Annotated in this window: 16 protein-coding genes and 2 tRNA genes; 6 read left to right on the top strand and 12 right to left on the bottom strand. The window is 69.4% G+C overall.

Annotation, left to right across the window (positions count from 1 at the left end; translation table 11 throughout):
* Positions 1-70 precede the first annotated feature (70 nt).
* The 5 genes from clpX to GTW40_RS30885 form a co-directional block, all read right to left on the bottom strand.
* Positions 71-1357, bottom strand: coding sequence for an ATP-dependent Clp protease ATP-binding subunit ClpX (clpX, locus tag GTW40_RS30865; protein WP_161183435.1), 1287 nt, complete (start codon positions 1355-1357; stop codon positions 71-73).
* Positions 1358-1525: 168 nt separating this feature from the next.
* On the bottom strand, positions 1526-2191 hold the full coding sequence (locus GTW40_RS30870; protein ID WP_161183436.1) for an ATP-dependent Clp protease proteolytic subunit: 666 nt from the start codon (positions 2189-2191) through the stop codon (positions 1526-1528).
* 70 nt (positions 2192-2261) lie between these two features.
* On the bottom strand, positions 2262-2867 hold the full coding sequence (locus tag GTW40_RS30875; protein ID WP_161183448.1) for an ATP-dependent Clp protease proteolytic subunit: 606 nt from the start codon (positions 2865-2867) through the stop codon (positions 2262-2264).
* A 333-nt stretch (positions 2868-3200) separates the two neighbouring features.
* Complete coding sequence (gene tig, locus GTW40_RS30880; protein WP_161183437.1) at positions 3201-4565, bottom strand: trigger factor; 1365 nt, start codon at positions 4563-4565, stop codon at positions 3201-3203.
* A gap of 174 nt (positions 4566-4739) precedes the next feature.
* A tRNA-Pro gene (locus GTW40_RS30885) sits at positions 4740-4816 on the bottom strand.
* A gap of 159 nt (positions 4817-4975) precedes the next feature.
* Between GTW40_RS30885 and GTW40_RS30890 the strand changes: the two genes are divergently transcribed.
* Positions 4976-5049, top strand: a tRNA-Gly gene (locus tag GTW40_RS30890).
* Between the two features lie 88 nt (positions 5050-5137).
* Here GTW40_RS30890 and GTW40_RS30895 read toward each other — a convergent pair.
* The 5 genes from GTW40_RS30895 to GTW40_RS30915 all read right to left on the bottom strand — a co-directional run bounded on the left by GTW40_RS30895 (position 5138) and on the right by GTW40_RS30915 (position 9052).
* On the bottom strand, positions 5138-5332 hold the full coding sequence (locus GTW40_RS30895; RefSeq protein ID WP_018545110.1) for a hypothetical protein: 195 nt from the start codon (positions 5330-5332) through the stop codon (positions 5138-5140).
* Positions 5333-5771: 439 nt separating this feature from the next.
* Positions 5772-6248: an HD domain-containing protein gene (locus tag GTW40_RS30900; protein WP_161183438.1), complete on the bottom strand. Its 477-nt coding sequence runs from the start codon at positions 6246-6248 to the stop codon at positions 5772-5774.
* A gap of 9 nt (positions 6249-6257) precedes the next feature.
* Positions 6258-7427: a PP2C family protein-serine/threonine phosphatase gene (locus GTW40_RS30905; protein ID WP_161183439.1), complete on the bottom strand. Its 1170-nt coding sequence runs from the start codon at positions 7425-7427 to the stop codon at positions 6258-6260.
* Positions 7428-7625: 198 nt separating this feature from the next.
* Complete coding sequence (locus GTW40_RS30910) at positions 7626-8435, bottom strand: DNA-formamidopyrimidine glycosylase family protein (RefSeq protein WP_161183440.1); 810 nt, start codon at positions 8433-8435, stop codon at positions 7626-7628.
* A 131-nt stretch (positions 8436-8566) separates the two neighbouring features.
* Entirely contained in the window at positions 8567-9052 is a 486-nt protein-coding gene (locus GTW40_RS30915) for a ribose-5-phosphate isomerase (protein WP_161183441.1), read from the bottom strand.
* A gap of 247 nt (positions 9053-9299) precedes the next feature.
* Between GTW40_RS30915 and GTW40_RS30920 the strand changes: the two genes are divergently transcribed.
* Positions 9300-10724, top strand: a complete 1425-nt coding sequence (locus GTW40_RS30920; RefSeq protein ID WP_161183442.1) for an amino acid permease — start codon at positions 9300-9302, stop codon at positions 10722-10724.
* Between the two features lie 1719 nt (positions 10725-12443).
* Positions 12444-14657 (top strand): trypsin-like serine protease, encoded by a 2214-nt coding sequence (locus tag GTW40_RS30925; RefSeq protein WP_161183443.1) that lies wholly within the window; start codon positions 12444-12446, stop codon positions 14655-14657.
* Between the two features lie 108 nt (positions 14658-14765).
* On the opposite strand, the gene GTW40_RS30930 is transcribed toward GTW40_RS30925, so the two are convergent.
* Complete coding sequence (locus tag GTW40_RS30930; RefSeq protein WP_161183444.1) at positions 14766-15347, bottom strand: biotin transporter BioY; 582 nt, start codon at positions 15345-15347, stop codon at positions 14766-14768.
* A gap of 321 nt (positions 15348-15668) precedes the next feature.
* On the opposite strand from GTW40_RS30930, the gene GTW40_RS30935 reads away from it, so the two are divergent.
* On the top strand, positions 15669-17054 hold the full coding sequence (locus GTW40_RS30935; protein ID WP_161183445.1) for an amino acid permease: 1386 nt from the start codon (positions 15669-15671) through the stop codon (positions 17052-17054).
* 138 nt (positions 17055-17192) lie between these two features.
* Positions 17193-17840, top strand: coding sequence for a superoxide dismutase (locus tag GTW40_RS30940; RefSeq protein ID WP_161183446.1), 648 nt, complete (start codon positions 17193-17195; stop codon positions 17838-17840).
* A gap of 124 nt (positions 17841-17964) precedes the next feature.
* Here the strand turns inward: GTW40_RS30940 and GTW40_RS30945 are convergent, their stop codons facing one another.
* Positions 17965-18627, bottom strand: a complete 663-nt coding sequence (locus GTW40_RS30945) for a DsbA family protein (RefSeq protein WP_161183447.1) — start codon at positions 18625-18627, stop codon at positions 17965-17967.
* 138 nt (positions 18628-18765) lie between these two features.
* Between GTW40_RS30945 and GTW40_RS30950 the strand changes: the two genes are divergently transcribed.
* Positions 18766-19729: M1 family aminopeptidase (locus GTW40_RS30950; RefSeq protein WP_343245829.1), on the top strand; the 964-nt coding region annotated here is incomplete at its 3' end.

Here is a 19729-nt window from a genome sequence, read left to right on the forward strand (position 1 = left end):
CACGGCTCATGCGAAGGGGCCCCCGTCCGGTGCGGACGGGGGCCCCTTCGCATGTGTAGCGTGCCGCGTACTAGGCGGTCTTCTGCTCGCCCTGGCCCCGGCCCCGGGAGTCGCGGGGGATGAGGGTCGGGTTGACGTTGGAGTGGACGACGTCGGCCGTGATGACCACGCGGGCCACGTCCTTGCGGGACGGCACCTCGTACATCACCGACATCAGCACCTCCTCCATGATGGCGCGCAGGCCGCGCGCGCCGGTCTGGCGGAGGATGGCCTGGTCCGCGATGGCCTCCAGCGCCTCGCGCTCGAAGTCCAGCTCCACACCGTCGAGTTCGAACAGGCGCTGGTACTGCTTGACCAGGGCGTTGCGCGGCTCGACGAGGATCTGGAGCAGGGCCTCGCGGTCGAGGTTGTGCACCGAGGTGATGACCGGGAGACGGCCGATGAACTCGGGGATCATCCCGAACTTCACCAGGTCCTCGGGCATGATGTCCTCGAAGATGTTCTTGGCGGCCAGCTCGCGCTTGGAGCGGATGGTGGCGCCGAAGCCGATGCCCTTGGCGCCCGCCCGGGCCTCGATGATCTTCTCCAGGCCCGCGAAGGCACCGCCCACGATGAACAGGACGTTCGTCGTGTCGATCTGGATGAACTCCTGGTGCGGGTGCTTGCGGCCGCCCTGCGGCGGGACCGAGGCGGTGGTGCCCTCCAGGATCTTCAGCAGGGCCTGCTGGACGCCCTCGCCGCTCACGTCGCGCGTGATCGACGGGTTCTCGCTCTTGCGGGCCACCTTGTCGATCTCGTCGATGTAGATGATCCCGGTCTCGGCCTTCTTGACGTCGTAGTCGGCCGCCTGGATGAGCTTCAGGAGGATGTTCTCGACGTCCTCGCCGACGTAGCCCGCCTCGGTGAGCGCGGTGGCGTCCGCGATCGCGAAGGGGACGTTCAGCATCCGGGCGAGGGTCTGCGCGAGGAGGGTCTTGCCCGAGCCCGTGGGGCCGAGCAGGAGGATGTTCGACTTCGCCAGCTCGATGGCGTCCTCGCGGCCCTGCGCGCCGCCGTTCTCACCGGCCTGGACCCGCTTGTAGTGGTTGTACACCGCGACCGAGAGGGCCTTCTTGGCGGCCTCCTGGCCGACCACGTAGCCCTCGAGGAACTCGTAGATCTCGCGGGGCTTGGGCAGCTCCTCCCAGCGCACCTCGCTGGTCTCCGCGAGCTCTTCCTCGATGATCTCGTTGCAGAGATCGATGCACTCGTCGCAGATGTACACACCGGGCCCTGCGATGAGCTTCTTGACCTGCTTCTGGCTCTTGCCGCAGAACGAGCACTTGAGCAGATCGCCGCCGTCACCGATGCGTGCCACGGTGTGCTTCCCCTTCGCCTGGGAGACGCCTGGACGCTACGGCCCTGCGGCTCCTGGTGCTGCCTTATGTCCGACGGTACCTTGCCCGGGGCCGTGTTCGGGGCCCCCTTGGCAGGGTTCACTTTGACGTGGACCCTGCCAAAGCGGCCCAGAAACACACGGCCGCGGTCAGCGGACCGCCTCGTTGTTCATCTTGCGGGTCGAGATGATCTGGTCGACGATGCCGTACTGCAGCGCCTCCTCGGCCGTGAGGATCTTGTCGCGCTCGATGTCCTCGCGGATCTTCTCGATCGGCCGGTTGGTGTGCGTGGCCAGCATGTCCTCCAGCTGCTCACGCATCCGGGTGAACTCCTTGGCGATGATCTCCAGGTCGGAGAGCTGGCCACGGCCCGTGGAACCGGCCGGCTGGTGGATCAGCACACGGGAGTTCGGCAGCGCCATGCGCTTGCCCGGGGTACCGGCGGCCAGCAGGATCGCCGCGGCGGAGGCCGCCTGGCCCATGCACACCGTCTGGATGTCCGGCTTCACGAACTGCATGGTGTCGTAGATGGCCGTGAGGGCCGTCATGTCACCGCCGGGGCTGTTGATGTAGATCGAGATGTCACGGTCGGGGTCCATCGACTCCAGGCACAGCAGCTGCGCCATGACGTCGTTGGCGGACGCGTCGTCGATCTGGACACCGAGGAAGATCACGCGCTCTTCGAAGAGCTTCGCGTACGGGTCGTACTCGCGGACGCCCTGCGAGGTGCGCTCGACGAAGCGGGGAATGATGTAACGGCTGTCGGGGCGGGGGCCCTCGTACATACCGCTGGCGGCGCCGGGGAAGTTGCTCATGGGGTGTTCACCGTCCTGGTGGCGTTCTGGGGGCTTTCAGTGGTGGCGGTACGTGGCGCGGACGGGCCGGTCAGGCACCGGTGCCGCCGCCACCCGGAACACCCGAGGCGTGCGTGATGATCTCGTCGATGAGACCGTACTCCTTGGCCTCCTCCGGGGTGAACCAGCGGTCGCGGTCGCCGTCGCGGATGATCGCCTCGACCGTCTGGCCGGAGTGCTGGGCGGTCAGCTCGGACATGCGCTTCTTGGTGCGCAGCAGGTACTCGGCCTGGATCTTGATGTCCGAGACCGTACCGCCGAGGCCCGCGGAGCCCTGGTGCATCATGATGTCCGCGTGCGGCAGCGCGAAGCGCTTGCCCGCGGCGCCGCCGGTGAGCAGGAACTGGCCCATGGAGGCCGCCATGCCCATCGCGATCGTGACCACGTCGTTCGGGATGTACTGCATGGTGTCGTAGATCGCCATGCCGGCCGTCACCGAGCCGCCGGGGCTGTTGATGTAGAGGTAGATGTCCTTCTCGGGGTCGGCCGCGAGGAGGAGCAGCTGAGCGGTGATCTTGTTGGCGATGTCGTCGTCGACCTGCTGGCCGAGGAAAATGATCCGCTCGCCCAGCAGCCGGTTGTAGACCTGGTCGCCGAGGCCACCACCGATGGAGGGCTCGCCGGCGGCGGAGGGCATCAGATTCGTCACGTAATCCACCTGCTCGTCTTACGACGGCGCCGGGGCCGTCTCACGTCGTCCTGCGTTTGTCCTGCGGGGCTTGGCGGGGGGTCCGGTGGGCTCCCCTGCCCCTCGTTATTCATGGACCCTAACGCTCTGGTCCCCCCGGGGAATCCCGGAGAAGCGGGTGTTCGCCTCCGGCGTAGTGGCATGGGGGGTTGCGGTGCGTTGTCCAGTGCGGGTGCGTTGTGGCTTGTCGCGCAGTTCCCCGCGCCCCTGAAAAACAAAAACGGGAAGGGCCCCCCGGGATTGCTCCCGGGGGGCCCTTCGCCGTCAGAGGTGCCGTGAGGCTCAGGCCTCCTCGGTCTCCTCGACCGTCTCGGTGACCTCGGTGGTCTCCTCGTCCTCGTCGTCCAGGTCGATGACCTCGCCGTTGGTGTCCTTCACCGTGGCGGCCTCGACCACGACGGCCAGGGCCTTGCCGCGGGCGACCTCGCCGACGAGGAGCGGAACCTGGCCGCCCTCGACGACGGCCTGGGCGAACTGGTCGGGGGACATGCCGGAGGACGCGGCGCGGCGCATGAGGTGCTCGGTGAGCTCCTCCTGGTTGACGCCCAGGTTCTCCTTCTTGACCAGCTCGTCGAGGACGAACTGGGTCTTGATGCCCTTGACCGCGGACTCGCGGGTCTCGGTGTCGAACTCCTCGGCGGTCTTGCCCTGGATCTCCAGGTACTTGTCGAGGGTCAGACCCATCTGGCCGAGCTGGTGGTGCTCCAGGTTGTGCTTGCGGGTGTTGACCTCGTCCTCGAGCAGCTTCTCGGGGACCGGGACCTCGACCAGCTCGAGGAGCTTCTCCAGCACGCGCTCCTGGGCCTGGGTGGCCTGGTCGTACTGCTTCATGTCGGTCAGGCGCTTGCGGCTGTCGGCCTTGAGCTCGTCCAGCGTGTCGAACTCGGACGCCAGCTGCGCGAACTCGTCGTCCAGCTCCGGCAGTTCACGGGCGGCGACCTGGGTGACCTTGACGGTGACCTCGGACTCCTTGCCCGCGGCGGAGCCGCCCTTCAGCTCGGAGGTGAAGGTGGCCTCCTCGCCGGCGGACAGGCCCTTGACGGCCTCGTCGATGCCGTCGAGCAGCTCGCCCGAGCCGATGGTGTACGAGACGCCCTCGGCGACGCCGTCCTCGAGGACCTCGCCGTCGACCTTGGCCTGCAGGTCGATGGTGACCACGTCGCCGTCCTGGGCGGCGCGCTCGACCGGGGAGGTGGAGGCGAAGCGCTCACGGAGCTGCTCCACGGACTTGTCCACGTCCTCGTCGGTGACCTCGATGGCGTCGACCTCGACCTCGATGCCGGAGTAGTCCGGGATCTCGAGGGCGGGGCGGATGTCGACCTCGGCGGTGAAGTTCAGCGTCTCGCCGTCCTTCAGCTCGGTGATGTCGACCTCGGGCTGGCCCAGCGGGCTCAGCTCGGCCTCGTTGACCGCCTCGGTGTAGAACTTCGGGAGCGCGTCGTTGACGGCCTCCTCCAGCACGGCGCCACGACCGAACCGCTGGTCGATGACGCGGGCCGGGATCTTGCCCTTGCGGAAGCCCTTCACCGTGACCTGCTGGTTGATCTTCTTGTACGCCGCGTCGAGGCTGTCCTTGAGCTCCTCGAAGGGCACCTCGACAGTGAGCCGAACCCGGGTCGGGTTCAGGGTCTCCACGGCGCTCTTCACGGTTCGGTCTCCTTGTGGCTGACTTCTTGGGTTCTGCCGGAGCCAGCGAGGCTCGGCGGATAGCCGCCCGGAGGAGTACGTAAGCCATGAGGCCGGGCACACGGGCGCGCAGCTTGCATAGTAACCGCAGCCGGTCAGCGCCCCAAAAGGCGATCATCACAACGCCGTGAGCCGTGGTCGGGGTGGCGGGATTTGAACCCACGGCCTTCCGCTCCCAAAGCGGACGCGCTACCAAGCTGCGCCACACCCCGTCTGGTGCGAGACGTAGGGTACATGCCCACGCCACCTGCGGCGCCCGCATAAAGAGTGATGGCGCGCGGACACCCGCGCCGGGCGGCACGTTGGCCTCCGCGTCGGCGGACCCGCTACGATGCTCCAGTGCCGCGGTCACCGACCGATGGCGCGCTCTCGCGGGCGTAGCTCAATGGTAGAGCCCTAGTCTTCCAAACTAGCTACGCGGGTTCGATTCCCGTCGCCCGCTCCACACGGCTCGGGGCCGGGTCGGAGGCATCGTCCTCCGCCCGGCCCTGACGCGTTCCCGGGGCCGGGTCTCCGCCCGGAAGCCGATCGGCTCAGAAACTGATCGAGTTGATCGTCTCCGCTATCGAGTTCATGAAGCGGCTGATGGACGGCGCCATGCCGGTCGAGGCGAGGAAGAAGCCGAAGAGGATCGCCACGATGGCGGGACCGGCCTTGATGTTCCCGCCGCGGATCAGCACCACAAGGATGATCGCCAACAGCAGCACCACAGACAGTGAAATGGCCACAACTGATCACACCCTTGGTTCGGTCGGCGCTCCGGGCCCGGAGGCACCGCCCTGCGCACCTCCGCCAGAACCATCGTGCCACCAACGGGCCCCAGGTATGCGGCCGCTGACAGGTTGTCGGACATCCGTCCGTCCCGGACGATCCTCCGCGTGATGGTTCGGCACACCGTGCCCGCTCAACCGGGAAATAAAACAACCGAGTTGGTTTCACTATCCACACATCGCGTGCGCGGGGAATTCGAATGAGCAACGCCAAGGAACTGTATGCCCCCTTTGGTCGGTACGAATCGGGGCATCGGGGGTGAACCAATGACCCGTACGGGAGCACCAGTTCGTGAATCGAGAAGACAAGTCAGATGAATCCCGGGGTATTTGAAGGCGATATCCCGGAGCCCTCCGCCGGGGCACGCTGTACGGCTCGGTGACGCTGTCGCGGTCGTTACCCCGGGAGCGGGCCCAGTCCGAGGAGCGCGCGCATCCGTGTGTACTTCGCGGTCAGCCGTTCCCGGGTCGCCTCGTCCAGGACGGCGAGCCGGGCCGGGTCGGCGTTGTGCGCGAGGTCCGCCCGCTTGACCAGCAGGGCGCCCGGGGTGGCGAGAATGCGCTGCGCGTACGCCTCGGGCGGTTCGCCGGGGTGCTTGGTGACGGCTCGTACGATCGCCTTCGTGCGCGGGGTGAGGGCGGCCGCGGTGAGCCATTCCTCGCTCAGCGCGTCGTCCTCGACGGCGTCGTGGAGCCAGGCGGCGGCGATCTGTTCGTCGTCCCCGCCGAGTCGTCGTACGCCCTCCGCGACGGCGGCGAGGTGTTCGGCGTAGGGGCGGCCCGCCTTGTCCGTCTGGCGGGCGTGGGCGGCGCGGGCCAGGGTCTCGACCTGGGCCGGGGTCAGCGGCTCGTCGGCCGGCGGCTCGTCGTCCATGTGTGGGCCCTAACGTGAAGTGGCCGATGCCTCGCGGCAGATGAGCAGCAGGGCGCGGTCGTCGTTGACGTCCTTGGCGACGGCCTCGATGAGGTGCCAGGCGGCGCCGTGGAAGCCGCCCGCGACATAGCGGTCGGCCTCTCCGGTGAGGCGGTCGATGCCCTCGACGATGTCGCGGTCGGAGGTCTCCACCAGGCCGTCGGTGAAGAGCATCAGCACGTCGCCGGGGCGGAGCGAGCCCTTGACGGCGTCGAACTGGGCGCCGTCGTACACCCCGAGCAGCGGGCCCTCGGCGGCCTTCTCCTCCCAGCGGCCGTTGCCCGCGCAGAGCTGGAGGCCGGGCGGATGGCCCGCCGAGTACAGCTCGTAGTCCCCGGAGTCCAGGTCGAGGACGAGGTGGATGGAGGTGGCGAAGCCCTCGTCCCAGTCCTGGCGCAGCAGGTAGCCGTTGGCGGCGGTCAGGAAGGCGTGCGGGGGAAGCGAGCCGATCAGGCCGCCGAAGGCGCCGGAGAGCAGCAGGGCGCGGGAGCCCGCGTCCATGCCCTTGCCGGAGACGTCGGTGAGGACGACCTCCAGGGTGCGGCCGCCGTTGGTGCGGGCCGCGACGACGAAGTCGCCGGAGAAGGACTGGCCGCCGGCCGGGCGCAGGGCCATCTCGTGGTGCCAGCCGCGCGGGAGCTTGGGCAGCTCGCTCTGGGCGCGGATACGTTCGCGCAGGTCGAAGAGCATGGTGCCGCCGCGCCGCCAGGGCACGCCGACGCGGCTGCGGAACTGCGCGGTGAGCAGCCCGAAGAAGCCGCACGCGGCGACGACGAGGACGACGCCGGGGGTGACTCTGGAGGGGCCCTCGGTGTACGGCCCGAGGCTCACGGACTCCACGATCAGCGCGGCGGCGGCCGCCGCGTACAGGCCGAGCAGGCTGGCCGGGCGCAGCACCAGGCCGCCCGCGATGATGGGCAGGACCAGGGTGGCGGGTGAGCACCAGACCGAGTTGCCCAGTGTCATCGCCATGAGCACGGGAATGGTGACCAGGAGACCGACGAGGGCGATCCAGTCGGGGCCGTCGCCGCGGAAGTAGTCCACGGCGCTTCGGCGCAGCGCGACCCGCACCCGGTGCCACTGCATCCTGCACCGGGCCGTGAACGTCTCGGCCTTCGCGCGCCGCTCTCCTGCTGCCATCAGTTCGCGACCCTATCCATCGGACCAGCCGCTTGGCACGGGAGGTCCCACTTGTCCCCCGTGCGAGGCTCCACTTGGTGTTTCAACTACACATTGGCGTTTCAACTACACAGTGAACGGTACGGAGCGCGTTCGCGCTGCCACCCGGCGGAAATTGGCCGTTCCGTCATCAACGGGCCCGGCGCGCGGGCGGGTTGCTCAGCCCTTCTGGCAGGTGGGGCACCAGAAGAGGTTGCGGGCGGCGAGCCCGGCGGTGCGGATCTCGGCGGCGCAGATGTGACAGGGCAGGGTGGCCCGGCGGTAGACGTAGACCTCGCCGCCGTGGTCGTCGACGCGGGGCGGGCGGCCCATGGCCTCGGGGGTGTGTTCGGGGCGCACGGTGTCGATGCGGTTGTTGCGCACGCCCTCGCGCATGAGGTCCACGAGGTCGGCCCAGATCGCGTCCCACTCGGCCGGGGTGATGTCCCTGCCCGCGCGGTAGGGGTCGATGCCGTGCCGGAAGAGGACCTCGGCCCGGTACACGTTCCCGACGCCCGCGACGACCTTCTGGTCCATGAGTAGTGCGGCGATCGTCGTACGGCTGCGGCGGACGCGGGCGTAGGCGGCGGCCGGGTCGGCGTCGGCGCGCAGCGGGTCGGGGCCGAGCCGGTCGTGGACGGCGCGTTTCTCGTCGTCCGTGATCAGGGCGCAGGTGGTGGGGCCGCGCAGGTCCAGGTACGCGCTGTCGTTCGCCAGGCGCAGCCGGACGGTGTCGGTGGGCGGCGGCGCGGGGGCCGGGCCGTGGGCGACCTTGCCGAAGAGGCCGAGGTGGATGTGGATCCAGTCGGTGTCGCGGAAGCCGAGGAAGAGGTGCTTGCCGTGGGCCTCGGTGGCGGTGAGCGCGGCGCCGTCGAGCAGGGCCGCGGCGTCGGCGAATTTGCCCTGCGGGCTGCTCACCCGGGCCGCGGTGCCTTCGAAGCGCTCGGCGCAGTCCTGCGCCAGGCGGTGGATGGTGTGCCCCTCTGGCACGGCCGGGCGTCCTTCCTGCCAGTCTTCCTGCTGCTGCTCCGCCGGGCGCCCGGTCCCCGTACCCCGGCCGCCCGCCGTGCCCGGGTGACGGGTGCGGCGGGCGGCCGGGGTACGGCGGGACGGGCCCGGTGTTACGACTGGGGGTGGTGAGCGGGGATGGGCGGCAGCTCGCCGGTGTTCTCGTAGTTCGTCAGCATGTCGATGCGGCGGATGTGACGCTCGTCACCGGAGAAGGGGGTGTTGAGGAACACCTCGACGAACTTGGTCGCCTCCTCCTCGGAGTGCATCCGCGCGCCCACCGCGACGACGTTGGCGTCGTTGTGCTGGCGGCCGAGGGCGGCGGTCTCCTCGCTCCAGGCGAGGGTGGCACGCACCCCCTTGACCTTGTTGGCGGCGATCTGCTCGCCGTTGCCGGAGCCGCCGATCACGATGCCGACGGCGCCCGGGTCGGCCGCCGTGCGCTCTGCGGCCCGGAGGCAGAAGGGCGGGTAGTCGTCCTGGGCGTCGTAGATGTGGGGCCCGCAGTCGACGGGCTCGTGCCCCGCCGCCTTCAGCCAGTCGACGAGGTGGTTCTTGAGTTCGTAGCCCGCATGGTCGGAGCCGAGATACACGCGCATGTACCGAGTGTGACACGCCCGATTCCGGGCAGCAGCTCCGGGTTCGGTAGGGGATATGTGAGCCAGGCCATAGAAGCTCAAGAAAGCCTCAAGTAACAATCCGGATTCAGAGGTTCCCGAATTCGTTTCCCTCGGATTCACTGAACCGCCTCGCACACCGCTCGTGCGAGGCCCCGTACTCCGTCGTTTCACGCGACCCCCACGGGTCGTACGGGAAATGCACCACAGGCGCAAAGGAAATCCGTCCATGACCCCTGGTTCGGGACTTCAAGCAGGACTCAAGAACCGCCATCTGTCGATGATCGCGATCGGTGGCGTGATCGGCGCCGGCCTGTTCGTCGGCTCCAGTTCCGGTATCGCCACGGCGGGCCCCGGCATTCTGCTGTCCTACGCCCTCGTCGGCACCCTCGTCGTCCTCGTGATGCGGATGCTCGGCGAGATGTCGGCGGCGAATCCGACCTCCGGCTCCTTCTCGGCGCACGCCGACCGGGCGCTGGGCCGCTGGGCGGGCTTCTCGATCGGCTGGCTCTACTGGTTCTTCTGGGTCGTCGTCCTCGCCGTCGAGGCGACGGCAGGCGCGGGCATCCTGCACGGCTGGATACCGGCGGTCCCGCAGTGGGCCTGGGCCCTGATCGTGATGGCCGTGCTGACGGCCACGAACCTGGTCTCCGTGGGCTCCTACGGCGAGTTCGAGTTCTGGTTCGCCGGGATCAAGGTCGTGGCGATCGGCGCGTTCATCGTGATCGGCGCGCTGGCCGTGTTCGGCGTGCTGCCGGGCGTGCACAGCGACAAGGCCGGGCTGTCGAACCTGACCGCGCACGGCGGCTTCCTGCCGCACGGTCCGGGCGCGATCCTCACCGGTGTGCTGCTGGTCGTGTTCTCCTTCATGGGCAGCGAGATCGCCACGCTGGCGGCCGGCGAGTCCGAGGACCCGCAGCGCGCGGTCACCAAGTCGACCAACAGCATCATCTGGCGTATCGGTGTCTTCTACCTGGGCTCGATCCTGGTCGTGGTCTCGCTGCTGCCGTGGAACGACCCGTCGATCGCGAAGGACGGCTCGTACGTCGCCGCCCTCGGCTCCCTGGGCATCCCGCACGCCGACCAGATCATGCAGTTCATCGTGCTGACCTCGGTGCTGTCCTGCCTCAACTCGGGCCTGTACACCGCGTCCCGCATGGCGTTCTCGCTCGGTGACCGGGGTGACGCGCCGAAGGCGTTCGCCCGCACCAACTCGCGTGGTGTGCCGATGGCGGCCATCCTCGCGTCCGTCGCGTTCGGCTTCCTCGCGGTCTTCTTCAACTACGCCTACCCGAAGACGGTCTTCCTCTTCCTGGTCAACTCCAGTGGCGCGGTGGCCCTGTTCGTGTGGCTCGTCATCTGCTTCTCGCAGCTCCGCATGCGGAAGATCATCCAGCGCGAGGCGCCGGAGAAGCTCGTCGTCAAGATGTGGCTGTACCCGTACCTCACCTGGGCGACCGCCGCGCTGATCGTCTTCGTCCTCGGCTACATGCTCACCGACACCAAGGGCGAGAGCAGCGGCCGCGTCACGGTCCTGCTGTCCCTCGGCGTGGCCGCGGTCGTGATCGCCGTCGCCCTGATCAAGGAGAAGGTCGCCGGCGGGCGTCCGGCTCCGGCGGTCGAGGAGGAGACGGACAAGGTGGCGGTCGGCTGACGCCGACGGCACCACGAGTGACCTGAGAGGGGAGGAGGCCCGCCACGGGCTTCCTCCCCTCTGGCGTGCGCGGCTCCGTCCGGAGTGGCGGACGGGGCGAGAAGCGCCCTTGACCTTGTCGTGCTCGAACGAGTCGGCAGGCTCCGCCCCGGCGCCTTGGCCGCGCGGGCCGCTGCGGCTGCCTGGGGCGAGTGGGCGGAACGCGTCGCCCTGCGGGCCGCTCCACGGACGGTTGGCGGAGCAGTTCGCGGAACGCGCGGCCGTACTCCGAGAACGGCCGCCTGCTGTGCCGCCCTGTCGCCCCGGGCCCGCACATCCAGGGCAGACTGCTCGGCGGCACGCGTGTTCGCCCACTCCTGATCCTCGTCATCGCCGGACAGCGCGGAACGGGCCGCCTCACGCGGCCGCGGACCTTGCGCCCGAGGGCGACGGCAACACCGGCGTCTCCTGCCTGCAGCGCCAACTCGGCCTGGAAGATGAGGCACTTCGGCGCCGGTTCGACCTGTGCGATGCAGTTGCTCCAACTCGATGGCCTGACCCGCGCACTGGCAGGCCCTCTCAGGCGACCGCCGCCGCACTGTTGGCGGCGGCGCGACGGGGACGCTCGTACCGCGCGGCAGGAAGCGGTGAGGGCCACGCGGGCCGCGTTGCCTTTCAAGCTTGAAGCCGTCGGCAAGAATACGCAGGGCGGCCCAAAGCTTGGTGTCTAAAGCGATCCATCGAGATCGACCAGCGGTCAACGCACATATGACGGAAATTCCGCCGACCGGAGTGCTGCGCAGGAACACGCGGGCGCTTAAGCGAGGGCGCGACAAATTCGCGCCGCAGTCTCATGCCCGTAATGGACATCCGAAGAATCACCCGCCCTCACGCCGCCGACGATCGCAGAGAGCATGCGGCAAGAAGGGGCAAACGGACCAATTTCCACATCCCGGATGATTACTCGTGTCACACACACCTACCCTCCCGCATGACCATTCCAACCCCGCAAGACGTTCATCGAGGATGATCTAAACCCTCACCTACTTGTGAGGTACGCCACTTTCAATAGGGGTGGTTTGTACGTATTTGCCCTACCCAAACGGCTGGACAAAGATCAATCCTTTGCGATTACATAGCGCAGCCCATGGGGTTCTCGACGGCAGGTCCGGAAACCCACTCGGCCGCATCGAAGCGCAAGGTTTGCTCCGTCTGCCCGTTTCCGTACGCGGTGCCGCCGAGTGAACAAGAAGACCGTTAAATCTCCATTCTCGCGGGGGAACGGAGGACCGTTTTCGGCCAATGGAGGGGGTGGGGAATGCGATCTCGCAAGCCGACCCACCCCGATCACCAGGACGCCCGGTTAAGTCGAAGCCCTGAATTACTCTCCCGATTCCGCCGGTCGCGGACAATGACCGGCCCCGTCCCGAGCCCCGGGATATCTGAACATTCCGGGCACCCGACGGAAACGTCGAGAACGTCGAGAACGTCGAACAGGGACGAACATCGCGCGCCGCGCGCCGGTCACCGGCGAAGGCTTCGACTCCCCGCAGGCCGACAGGCTCCCCTCGGCCCGGGTCGAGACGACCGCCGGTGTCGAGGAGCACACCCACACCATCGACAGGAACAGCTTCGCCCCCGCGCTCGTGGAGATCCGCACTTCCGCGTAACTCCCCCCGCCCGCCCAGCTGTTCGCCGTCCGGTGTCTCGCCGGACGAAGACCTTTGTCACGAGGAATTCATGGTCACCCCCAACGCCAGACCCTTCCGGCTCGCCACCATCGCCGCCGCTCTCGTCGCGACGCCCTTCGTGCTGACCGCCGCGCCCGCGCAGGCCGTCACCGGCACCGTTCCGTCCGACGCCACCTACGCCGCCACCGCGCGCCTGGACATCGGCGACAGCACCCGGGGTTGCTCCGGCGTGCTGGTCGACACCGAGTGGCTGCTCACGGCCGCCAGTTGCTTCGTCACCGACCCCGCCACGAGCCTCACGGTGCCCGCGGGCAAGCCCGCGCTGAAGACCACCGCGACCATCGGCCGTACGGACCTCGCGGGCACGCAGGGCGAGGTCCGCACGGTGGTGGAGCTGGTGCCCCGTACCGACCGCGACGTGGTGCTGGCCCGCCTGAACCGGCCGGTCACCACGGTCGCCCCGCTCGCGCTGTCCGCCACGGCCGCCACCACCGGTGAGGACCTCCAGGTCGCCGGGTACGGCCGCACCGCGGACGAGTGGGCGCCGATGAAGCTGCACACCGGCACGTTCACCGTGGGCGCCACCGACGCCACCACCGCCGCGGTCACCGGCAAGAACGGCGTCGCCATCTGCGCGGGCGACACCGGCGGCCCCGTCGTCCGCACAGAGGCGGGCGGCGCCAGGCTCGTCGCCCTCAGCAGCCGCTCCTACCAGGGCGGTTGCTTCGGCATCCCGGGCACCGAGACGCGCACCGACGGCGTCGGCACCCGGGTCGACGACCTGGGTGGCTGGATCAGCTCCAAGGCCGGTGCCACCCGTATCACCGACTTCAACTGCGACGGCGTGGAAGACATCGCGATCGCGGACCCCGAGGCGAGTGTGGGCGGTGACGCCAAGGCGGGTCTCGTCCGTGTCGTCTACGGCGGCGGCAAGGGCACCACCGAGATCAACCAGGACCTCGACTGGGTGTCCGGCGGCTCCGAGGCGAACGACGGCTTCGGGTCGGCGATCGACACCGTCGACTACAACGAGGACGGCTGCACCGACCTGGTCGTCGGCACCCCGGGCGAGGACCTCGGGAGCGCGACCGACGCCGGTATGGCCGACGTGCTCTACGGCGCCCCGGGCGGCGTCGGCACCGGCGCGCAGAAGGCCACCCACTTCGAGCAGGGCGCCGGTACCGGCACGCTGCTCGGCAGTGTCTCGGAGACGGGCGACCGGCTCGGCGCCGCCATCGCCGCCGGTGCCACCGCCTCCGGCGAGCCCTACGTCGCGATCGGCGACCCGGGTGAGGACCTCGGCACCATCGTCGACGCGGGCTCGGTGATCTACGCCCACGCCAACACCAACGTCGGCATCAGCCAGGACAGCACCGGCGTCCCCGGGGCCGCCGAGACGGGCGACAAGTTCGGCAGCGTCATCGCCGCCGACGCCAACCACATCGCCGTCGGCGCCCCCAACGACGCCATCGGCGCCGACACCGACGCGGGCAACGTGATGGTCTTCGACCAGAAGCTGAACTCCGAGGGCAAGCCCACCGCCCTGTTCGGCATGGACCAGGACCTCGACACCGTCTCCGGCGGCGCCGAGGCGGGCGACCTGTTCGGCAAGTCCCTCGCCCTGGTCCCGTACCGCCCCTCCGGCTCCGCCACGGCCACCGACTCGATCCTCGCGGTCGGCTCGCCCGGCGAGGACCTCACGCTCGACACCGCCAACAAGGCCGACGCCGGTAACGTCATCACCTTCCAGGTCAAGGCCAACGGCACCTTCACCCAGCTCAAGGCGATCGACACGGGCACGGCCGACGACGACGTCTCCGGCACCATCGAGGCCGGTGACCAGTTCGGCTCGTCCGTGACCGCCGTCAACACCGCGCCCCGCGCGGTCGGCACCGCCGCCACGATGAGGCTCGCCGTCGGCAGCGTCGGTGAGGCCATCGGCACGGAGGCGGGCGCCGGTTCCGTCCAGACGTTCCCCCTCCTCGGTGCCCCCGGCGCCAGCGACCGCTGGATCCAGGTCGGCGACAGCGCCGGTATCCCCGGCACCCCGACCGCCGGCCAGAAGCTGGGCTCCAGCATCCGCTTCACCGGCACCCAGCTCTACGTCGGCATGCCGTTCGGCCCCAGCGCCACGGGCGCCCTGTACGCCCTGCCGATGTCCAACGTGACCGCCGGAGGCACCGCCGCCCCGGTCACCGCCTACCAGCCGGGCACCGGCGGCCTCCCCGCCGTCGGCACCCGCTTCGGCGCCAGCGCCCGCTGACGCGGAAGCGGCACTGAGGCACTGAGGCACTGAGGCACGCATAAAAGAAGCCCCGAGGACCGCTGCGGTCCTCGGGGCTTCCGGCGTCCGGCGCCGACGGTTCCGGTGTCAGCGCTTGGCGGCGAACTTCCAGGCCGTGGGCAGCGCGCCCATGGCCAGGGCGGCCTTCAGGGCGTCGCCGATCAGGAAGGGAGTCAGACCGGCCGCGATGGCCTGGGTCAGGGACATGTGGGCCGCGAGGGCCAGGTACGGGACGCCGACCGCGTAGATGATCGCCTCGCCGAGGAGCATCGTGCCCGCCATGCGGAGCGGGGAGCGGTCCGCGCCGCGGCGGGCCAGGGCGCCGACCGCCGCCGAGGCGAGGATCATGCCGAGGACGTAGCCGAAGGAGACCGCGCCGGAGCCCGAGCCACCCTCCGCGAACCACGGCACGCCGACGACGCCCGCGACCGCGTACAGCGCGAGGGAGAGGACACCGCGACGGGCACCGAGCGCGGTGCCGACGAGGAGCGCGGCGAAGGTCTGGCCGGTCACCGGGACCGGGGAGCCCGGCACCGGGACGGCGATCTGGGCCGCGAGTCCGGTGAGGGCGGCGCCGCCGAGCACGAGGGCGGCGTCGCGCACGCGGGACGCAGGGATGAGGTCGGCGAGGACTGCGCCGGGGCGGGCGATGACGCTGGCGGTGCTCATGGGGACTCCGCGGGTGTGTGGGCAGGTGACAACTCACCGACGCTATACCGGCGGCCAACCCCCGATCACCGTCCGCGCTCGACAAAGGCGTGAACAGGCGCTTGGTGGGCTCCGGACAAAGGATGCCGGTTACACCGGGATCGGCGTGACGCCCGTCACCCCGGCTGGGTGGCCGGGGCCACCCAGGTAAGTGGACGCACACATTCCGTAAGTGATTTGTCCGTATCGTGGGCGCTTCCCGCGTCCGCTCCCGGAAACCGCCCAGACTGGTGGAGTTTTTTTACCCTCTGTCGGACTACCGGACTGGACGAGCCCCGCCCCATGCCCAGCACCACCACGCAGACACCGCCACAACAGCGGGAACAGGGCGCCCCCCTCGCCTCCGGCCTCAAGCAGCGCCACCTGTCCATGATCGCCCTGGGTGGCGTGATCGGCGCCGGTCTCTTCGTCGGCTCCGGCGCGGGGATCGCCGCCGCGGGTCCCTCCATCGTCGTCGCGTACGCCCTCTCCGGCTTCCTCGTGCTGCTGGTGATGCGGATGCTGGGCGAGCTGTCGGCGGCGTACCCGTCCTCGGGCTCCTTCTCCGCGCACGCCGAGCGGGCGATCGGCCCGTGGGCCGGGTTCACGGTCGGCTGGTCGTTCTGGATCATGCAGTGCACGGTCGTCGGCCTGGAGGGCATCGGCGCCGGGAAGATCGTCAGCGGCTGGCTGCCCGGCACCCCGCAGTGGGCCTGGGTCGCCCTGTTCATGGTGGTGTTCTGCGGCGCGAACCTGGCCGCCGTGAAGAACTTCGGCGAGTTCGAGTTCTGGTTCGCCGCGCTGAAGGTCGGCGCGATCGTGCTGTTCCTGGTCCTCGGCGTGCTGGCCATCGCGGGCGTGCTGCCCGGCACCCACTCCCCCGGCGCCTCCCACCTCAGCCACTTCCTGCCGAACGGCGCCCAGGGCCTGGTCCTCGGCCTGCTCGCGTCGGTGTTCGCGTACGGCGGCCTGGAGACGGTGACCATCGCGGCCGCCGAGTCGGAGGACCCGGTGCGGGGCGTCGCCACCGCCGTCCGGACCACGATGTGGCGGATCGCGCTGTTCTACATCGGCTCCATGGCCGTCGTCGTCACCCTCGTCCCCTGGAACTCCCCGGAGGTCGTGGCGCGCGGCCCGTACGTCGCCGCCCTCGACAGCCTCGGCATCCCCGGCGCGGGCCGCGTCATGGACGTGGTGGTCCTCGCCGCCCTGCTCTCCGCGATGAACGCCAACATCTACGGCTCCTCGCGCATGCTGCACTCCCTGGTCGGCCGGGGTCTCGGCCCGAAGGCGTTGGCGAAGGTGACCGACGGGGTGCCGAGGATCGCCGTCCTGGTCTCCTCGGTGTTCGGCTTCGCGTGTGTGCTGCTCAGCTACTGGCGCCCGGACGACGTGTTCATGTGGCTGCTCAACATGATCGGCGCGGTGATCCTGGTCGTCTGGATCTTCGTCGGCGTCTCCCAGCTGATCCTGCGCCGCCGCGCCGAGCGCGCGGGTGCCGAGCGGCCCGCCGTGCTGATGTGGGCGTTCCCTTGGCTGACCTGGGCCGCTCTGCTCGGCATGGTCGTGATCCTGGTGCTGATGGCCCGGCAGCCGGACACCCGGGCCCAGCTGTACTCCACGGGCGGCCTGACGCTGGCCCTGGCGGCGGGCGGCTACGCCTGGCAGCGGGCGCGCGCCAAGCGCTGAAGCCCGCCCGCGCACGACGAAGGCCCCCACGAGCGACACGTGGGGGCCTTTGTCGTGCCCCGGGCACCCATCGACCGCTTCTTGTTGCTACCGTGCAGTTGCAAGTTCTTTGCAATAAGCCTCGGAGGGGACCCGTCCATGCCCGTCTACACGCTGCCAGAGCTGCCCTACGACTACGCCGCGCTCGCCCCCGTGATCAGCCCCGAGATCATCGAGCTGCACCACGACAAGCACCACGCGGCGTACGTGAAGGGCGCCAACGACACCCTGGAGCAGCTCGCCGAGGCGCGGGACAAGGACGCCTGGGGCTCGGTCAACGGGCTGGAGAAGAACCTCGCCTTCCACCTCTCCGGGCACATCCTGCACAGCATCTACTGGCAGAACATGACCGGTCCGAAGGAGGGCGGCGGCGAGCCGCTGGCCCAGGACGGCGTGGGCGAACTGGCCGACGCGATCACGGAGTCGTTCGGCTCCTTCGCGGCCTTCAAGGCCCAGTTGACCAAGGCGTCGGCCACCACCCAGGGCTCCGGCTGGGGCGTGCTGGCGTACGAGCCGCTCAGCGGCCGGCTGATCGTGGAGCAGGTCTACGACCACCAGGGCAACGTCGGCCAGGGCTCGACCCCGGTCCTGGTCTTCGACGCCTGGGAGCACGCCTTCTACCTCCAGTACCGCAACCAGAAGGTCGACTTCATCGAGGCCATGTGGCAGGTCGTGAACTGGCAGGACGTGGCCCGGCGGTACGCGGCCGCGAAGGAGCGGGCGGACGTGCTGCTGCTGGCTCCCTGAAGTTTTCCGAGCGTCCCGCCTCGTGATCGTCTTCTCACCCCTCACGGCGGCGGGCGGAGAAAAGGTCAGGGCCCCCGCGAAGTCATGCCCGCGGGGGCCCTGCCGTACGTGCGTACAGGCGTACCTACAGGTTGCTGAAGTCCGGCCCCTGCGTCCGGGTCCGCTTCAGCTCGTAGAAGCCGGGGACGGAGGCGACCGCGAGGGTGCCGTCCCACAGGCGGGCCGCCTGCTCGCCCTTGGGGGCGGGGGTGACGACCGGGCCGAAGAAGGCGATCTGCTCGCCGTCGGGGCCGGGGACCGCGATGACCGGGGTGCCGACCTCCTGGCCGACCTTCTCGATGCCCTCCTTGTGGGAGGCGCGCAGCTCGGCGTCGAACTCGAAGTCGGTCTGGTCGAAGTAGTCGATGAGGTCGGCGGGCAGGCCCACCTCGGCGAGCGCGCCCTCGACGGCCTCGCGGGTCGGGCCCTCGCCGTCGTTGTGGATACGGGTGCCGAGCGCGGTGTAGAGCGGGCCGAGGACGTCGGCGCCGTGCTTCTGCCAGGCGGCGGTGACGACCCGGACCGGCTGCCACGCCTTGGTGGCGAGCATCTCCCGGTACTCCTCGGGCAGCTCGTCGATGCGGTCCTCGTTGAGGACGGCGAGGCTCATGATGTGCCAGCGGACCTCGATGTCACGGACCTTCTCCACCTCCAGCACCCAGCGGGAGGTCATCCAGGCCCAGGGGCACAGCGGGTCGAACCAGAAGTCCACCGGGGTCTTGCCCGACGTGGTCGCGGTCTCGGACATGTCTCTCCTAGCGAAACGGTCTTTACCGGCGGCAACATCGCCTCCGGCCCCGCAATTCCCCGCTGCCGCCGGTCAGGACCGCATGGCAGGATCGTGCCGTTCAGAGCCTGAATCTCGCGACCACAAGGGAGTGCCGCCGTGCCCGGTGAGAATCTGTCCCGCGACGAGGCCCGGGAGCGGGCCGCGCTGCTGTCCGTCGACGGGTACGACGTGTCGCTCGACCTGCGTTCCGCCGTCGGTGACGCCGACGACGCCACCGGTCCGCGCACGTTCCGCTCGGTGACGACGATCCGCTTCGGCTGCGCCGAGCCGGGCGCCTCCAGCTTCGCGGACCTGATCGCGCCGTCGGTGAACGCCGTGACGCTCAACGGCCGTGCCCTGGACCCGGCCGAGGTCTTCGACGGCTCCCGGGTGCTGCTGACGGACCTGGCCGCCGAGAACGAGCTGACGGTGGACGCGCAGTGCGCCTACTCCCGCACCGGCGAGGGCATGCACCGCTTCGTGGACCCCGAGGACGGCGAGGTCTACCTCTACACGCAGTACGAACCGGCCGACGCCCGGCGGGTGTTCGCGGGCTTCGAGCAGCCGGACCTGAAGGCGCCCTACCGCTTCGAGGTGCGCGCGCCCGAGGGCTGGCGGGTGTGGAGCAACGGCGCCGGTGAACTCACGGACGGCGTCTGGAAGTTCGCGGAGACCAAGCCCATCTCGACGTACATCACCTGCGTGGTGGCGGGCCCGTACCACTACGTCACGGACTCCTACGAGCGTGTCCTGGAGGACGGCTCCAAGCTGGAGATCCCGCTCGGCGCGATGTGCCGCAAGGGTCTCGCGCCGTACTTCGACGCCGACGACATCTTCCTGATCACCAAGCAGGGCCTGGACTTCTTCCACGAGAACTTCGACTACCCGTACCCCTTCGGGAAGTACGACCAGGCGTTCGTGCCCGAGTACAACCTCGGGGCGATGGAGAACCCGGGTCTGGTGACCTTCCGCGAGGAGTACATCTTCCGCGGCAAGGTGACGCAGACGTCGTACGAGGCGCGGGCCAACGTCATCCTGCACGAGATGGCGCACATGTGGTTCGGCGACCTGGTCACCATGG

Source organism: Streptomyces sp. SID4985, from assembly GCF_009863025.1.
Classification (GTDB): Bacteria; Actinomycetota; Actinomycetes; order Streptomycetales; family Streptomycetaceae; genus Streptomyces.

Bases quoted from the DNA above. Each gene is read 5' to 3' on its own strand.
- GTW40_RS30940 (WP_161183446.1), top strand. From the start codon at position 17,193: ATGCCCGTCTACACGCTGCCAGAGCTGCCCTACGACTACGCCGCGCTC.
- GTW40_RS30935 (WP_161183445.1), top strand. From the start codon at position 15,669: ATGCCCAGCACCACCACGCAGACACCGCCACAACAGCGGGAACAGGGC.
- GTW40_RS30945 (WP_161183447.1), bottom strand. From the start codon at position 18,627: ATGTCCGAGACCGCGACCACGTCGGGCAAGACCCCGGTGGACTTCTGG.
- GTW40_RS30925 (WP_161183443.1), top strand. From the start codon at position 12,444: ATGGTCACCCCCAACGCCAGACCCTTCCGGCTCGCCACCATCGCCGCC.
- GTW40_RS30900 (WP_161183438.1), bottom strand. From the start codon at position 6,248: ATGGACGACGAGCCGCCGGCCGACGAGCCGCTGACCCCGGCCCAGGTC.
- GTW40_RS30905 (WP_161183439.1), bottom strand. From the start codon at position 7,427: ATGGCAGCAGGAGAGCGGCGCGCGAAGGCCGAGACGTTCACGGCCCGG.
- GTW40_RS30875 (WP_161183448.1), bottom strand. From the start codon at position 2,867: ATGCCCTCCGCCGCCGGCGAGCCCTCCATCGGTGGTGGCCTCGGCGAC.
- GTW40_RS30870 (WP_161183436.1), bottom strand. From the start codon at position 2,191: ATGAGCAACTTCCCCGGCGCCGCCAGCGGTATGTACGAGGGCCCCCGC.
- GTW40_RS30920 (WP_161183442.1), top strand. From the start codon at position 9,300: ATGACCCCTGGTTCGGGACTTCAAGCAGGACTCAAGAACCGCCATCTG.
- GTW40_RS30915 (WP_161183441.1), bottom strand. From the start codon at position 9,052: ATGCGCGTGTATCTCGGCTCCGACCATGCGGGCTACGAACTCAAGAAC.
- GTW40_RS30930 (WP_161183444.1), bottom strand. From the start codon at position 15,347: ATGAGCACCGCCAGCGTCATCGCCCGCCCCGGCGCAGTCCTCGCCGAC.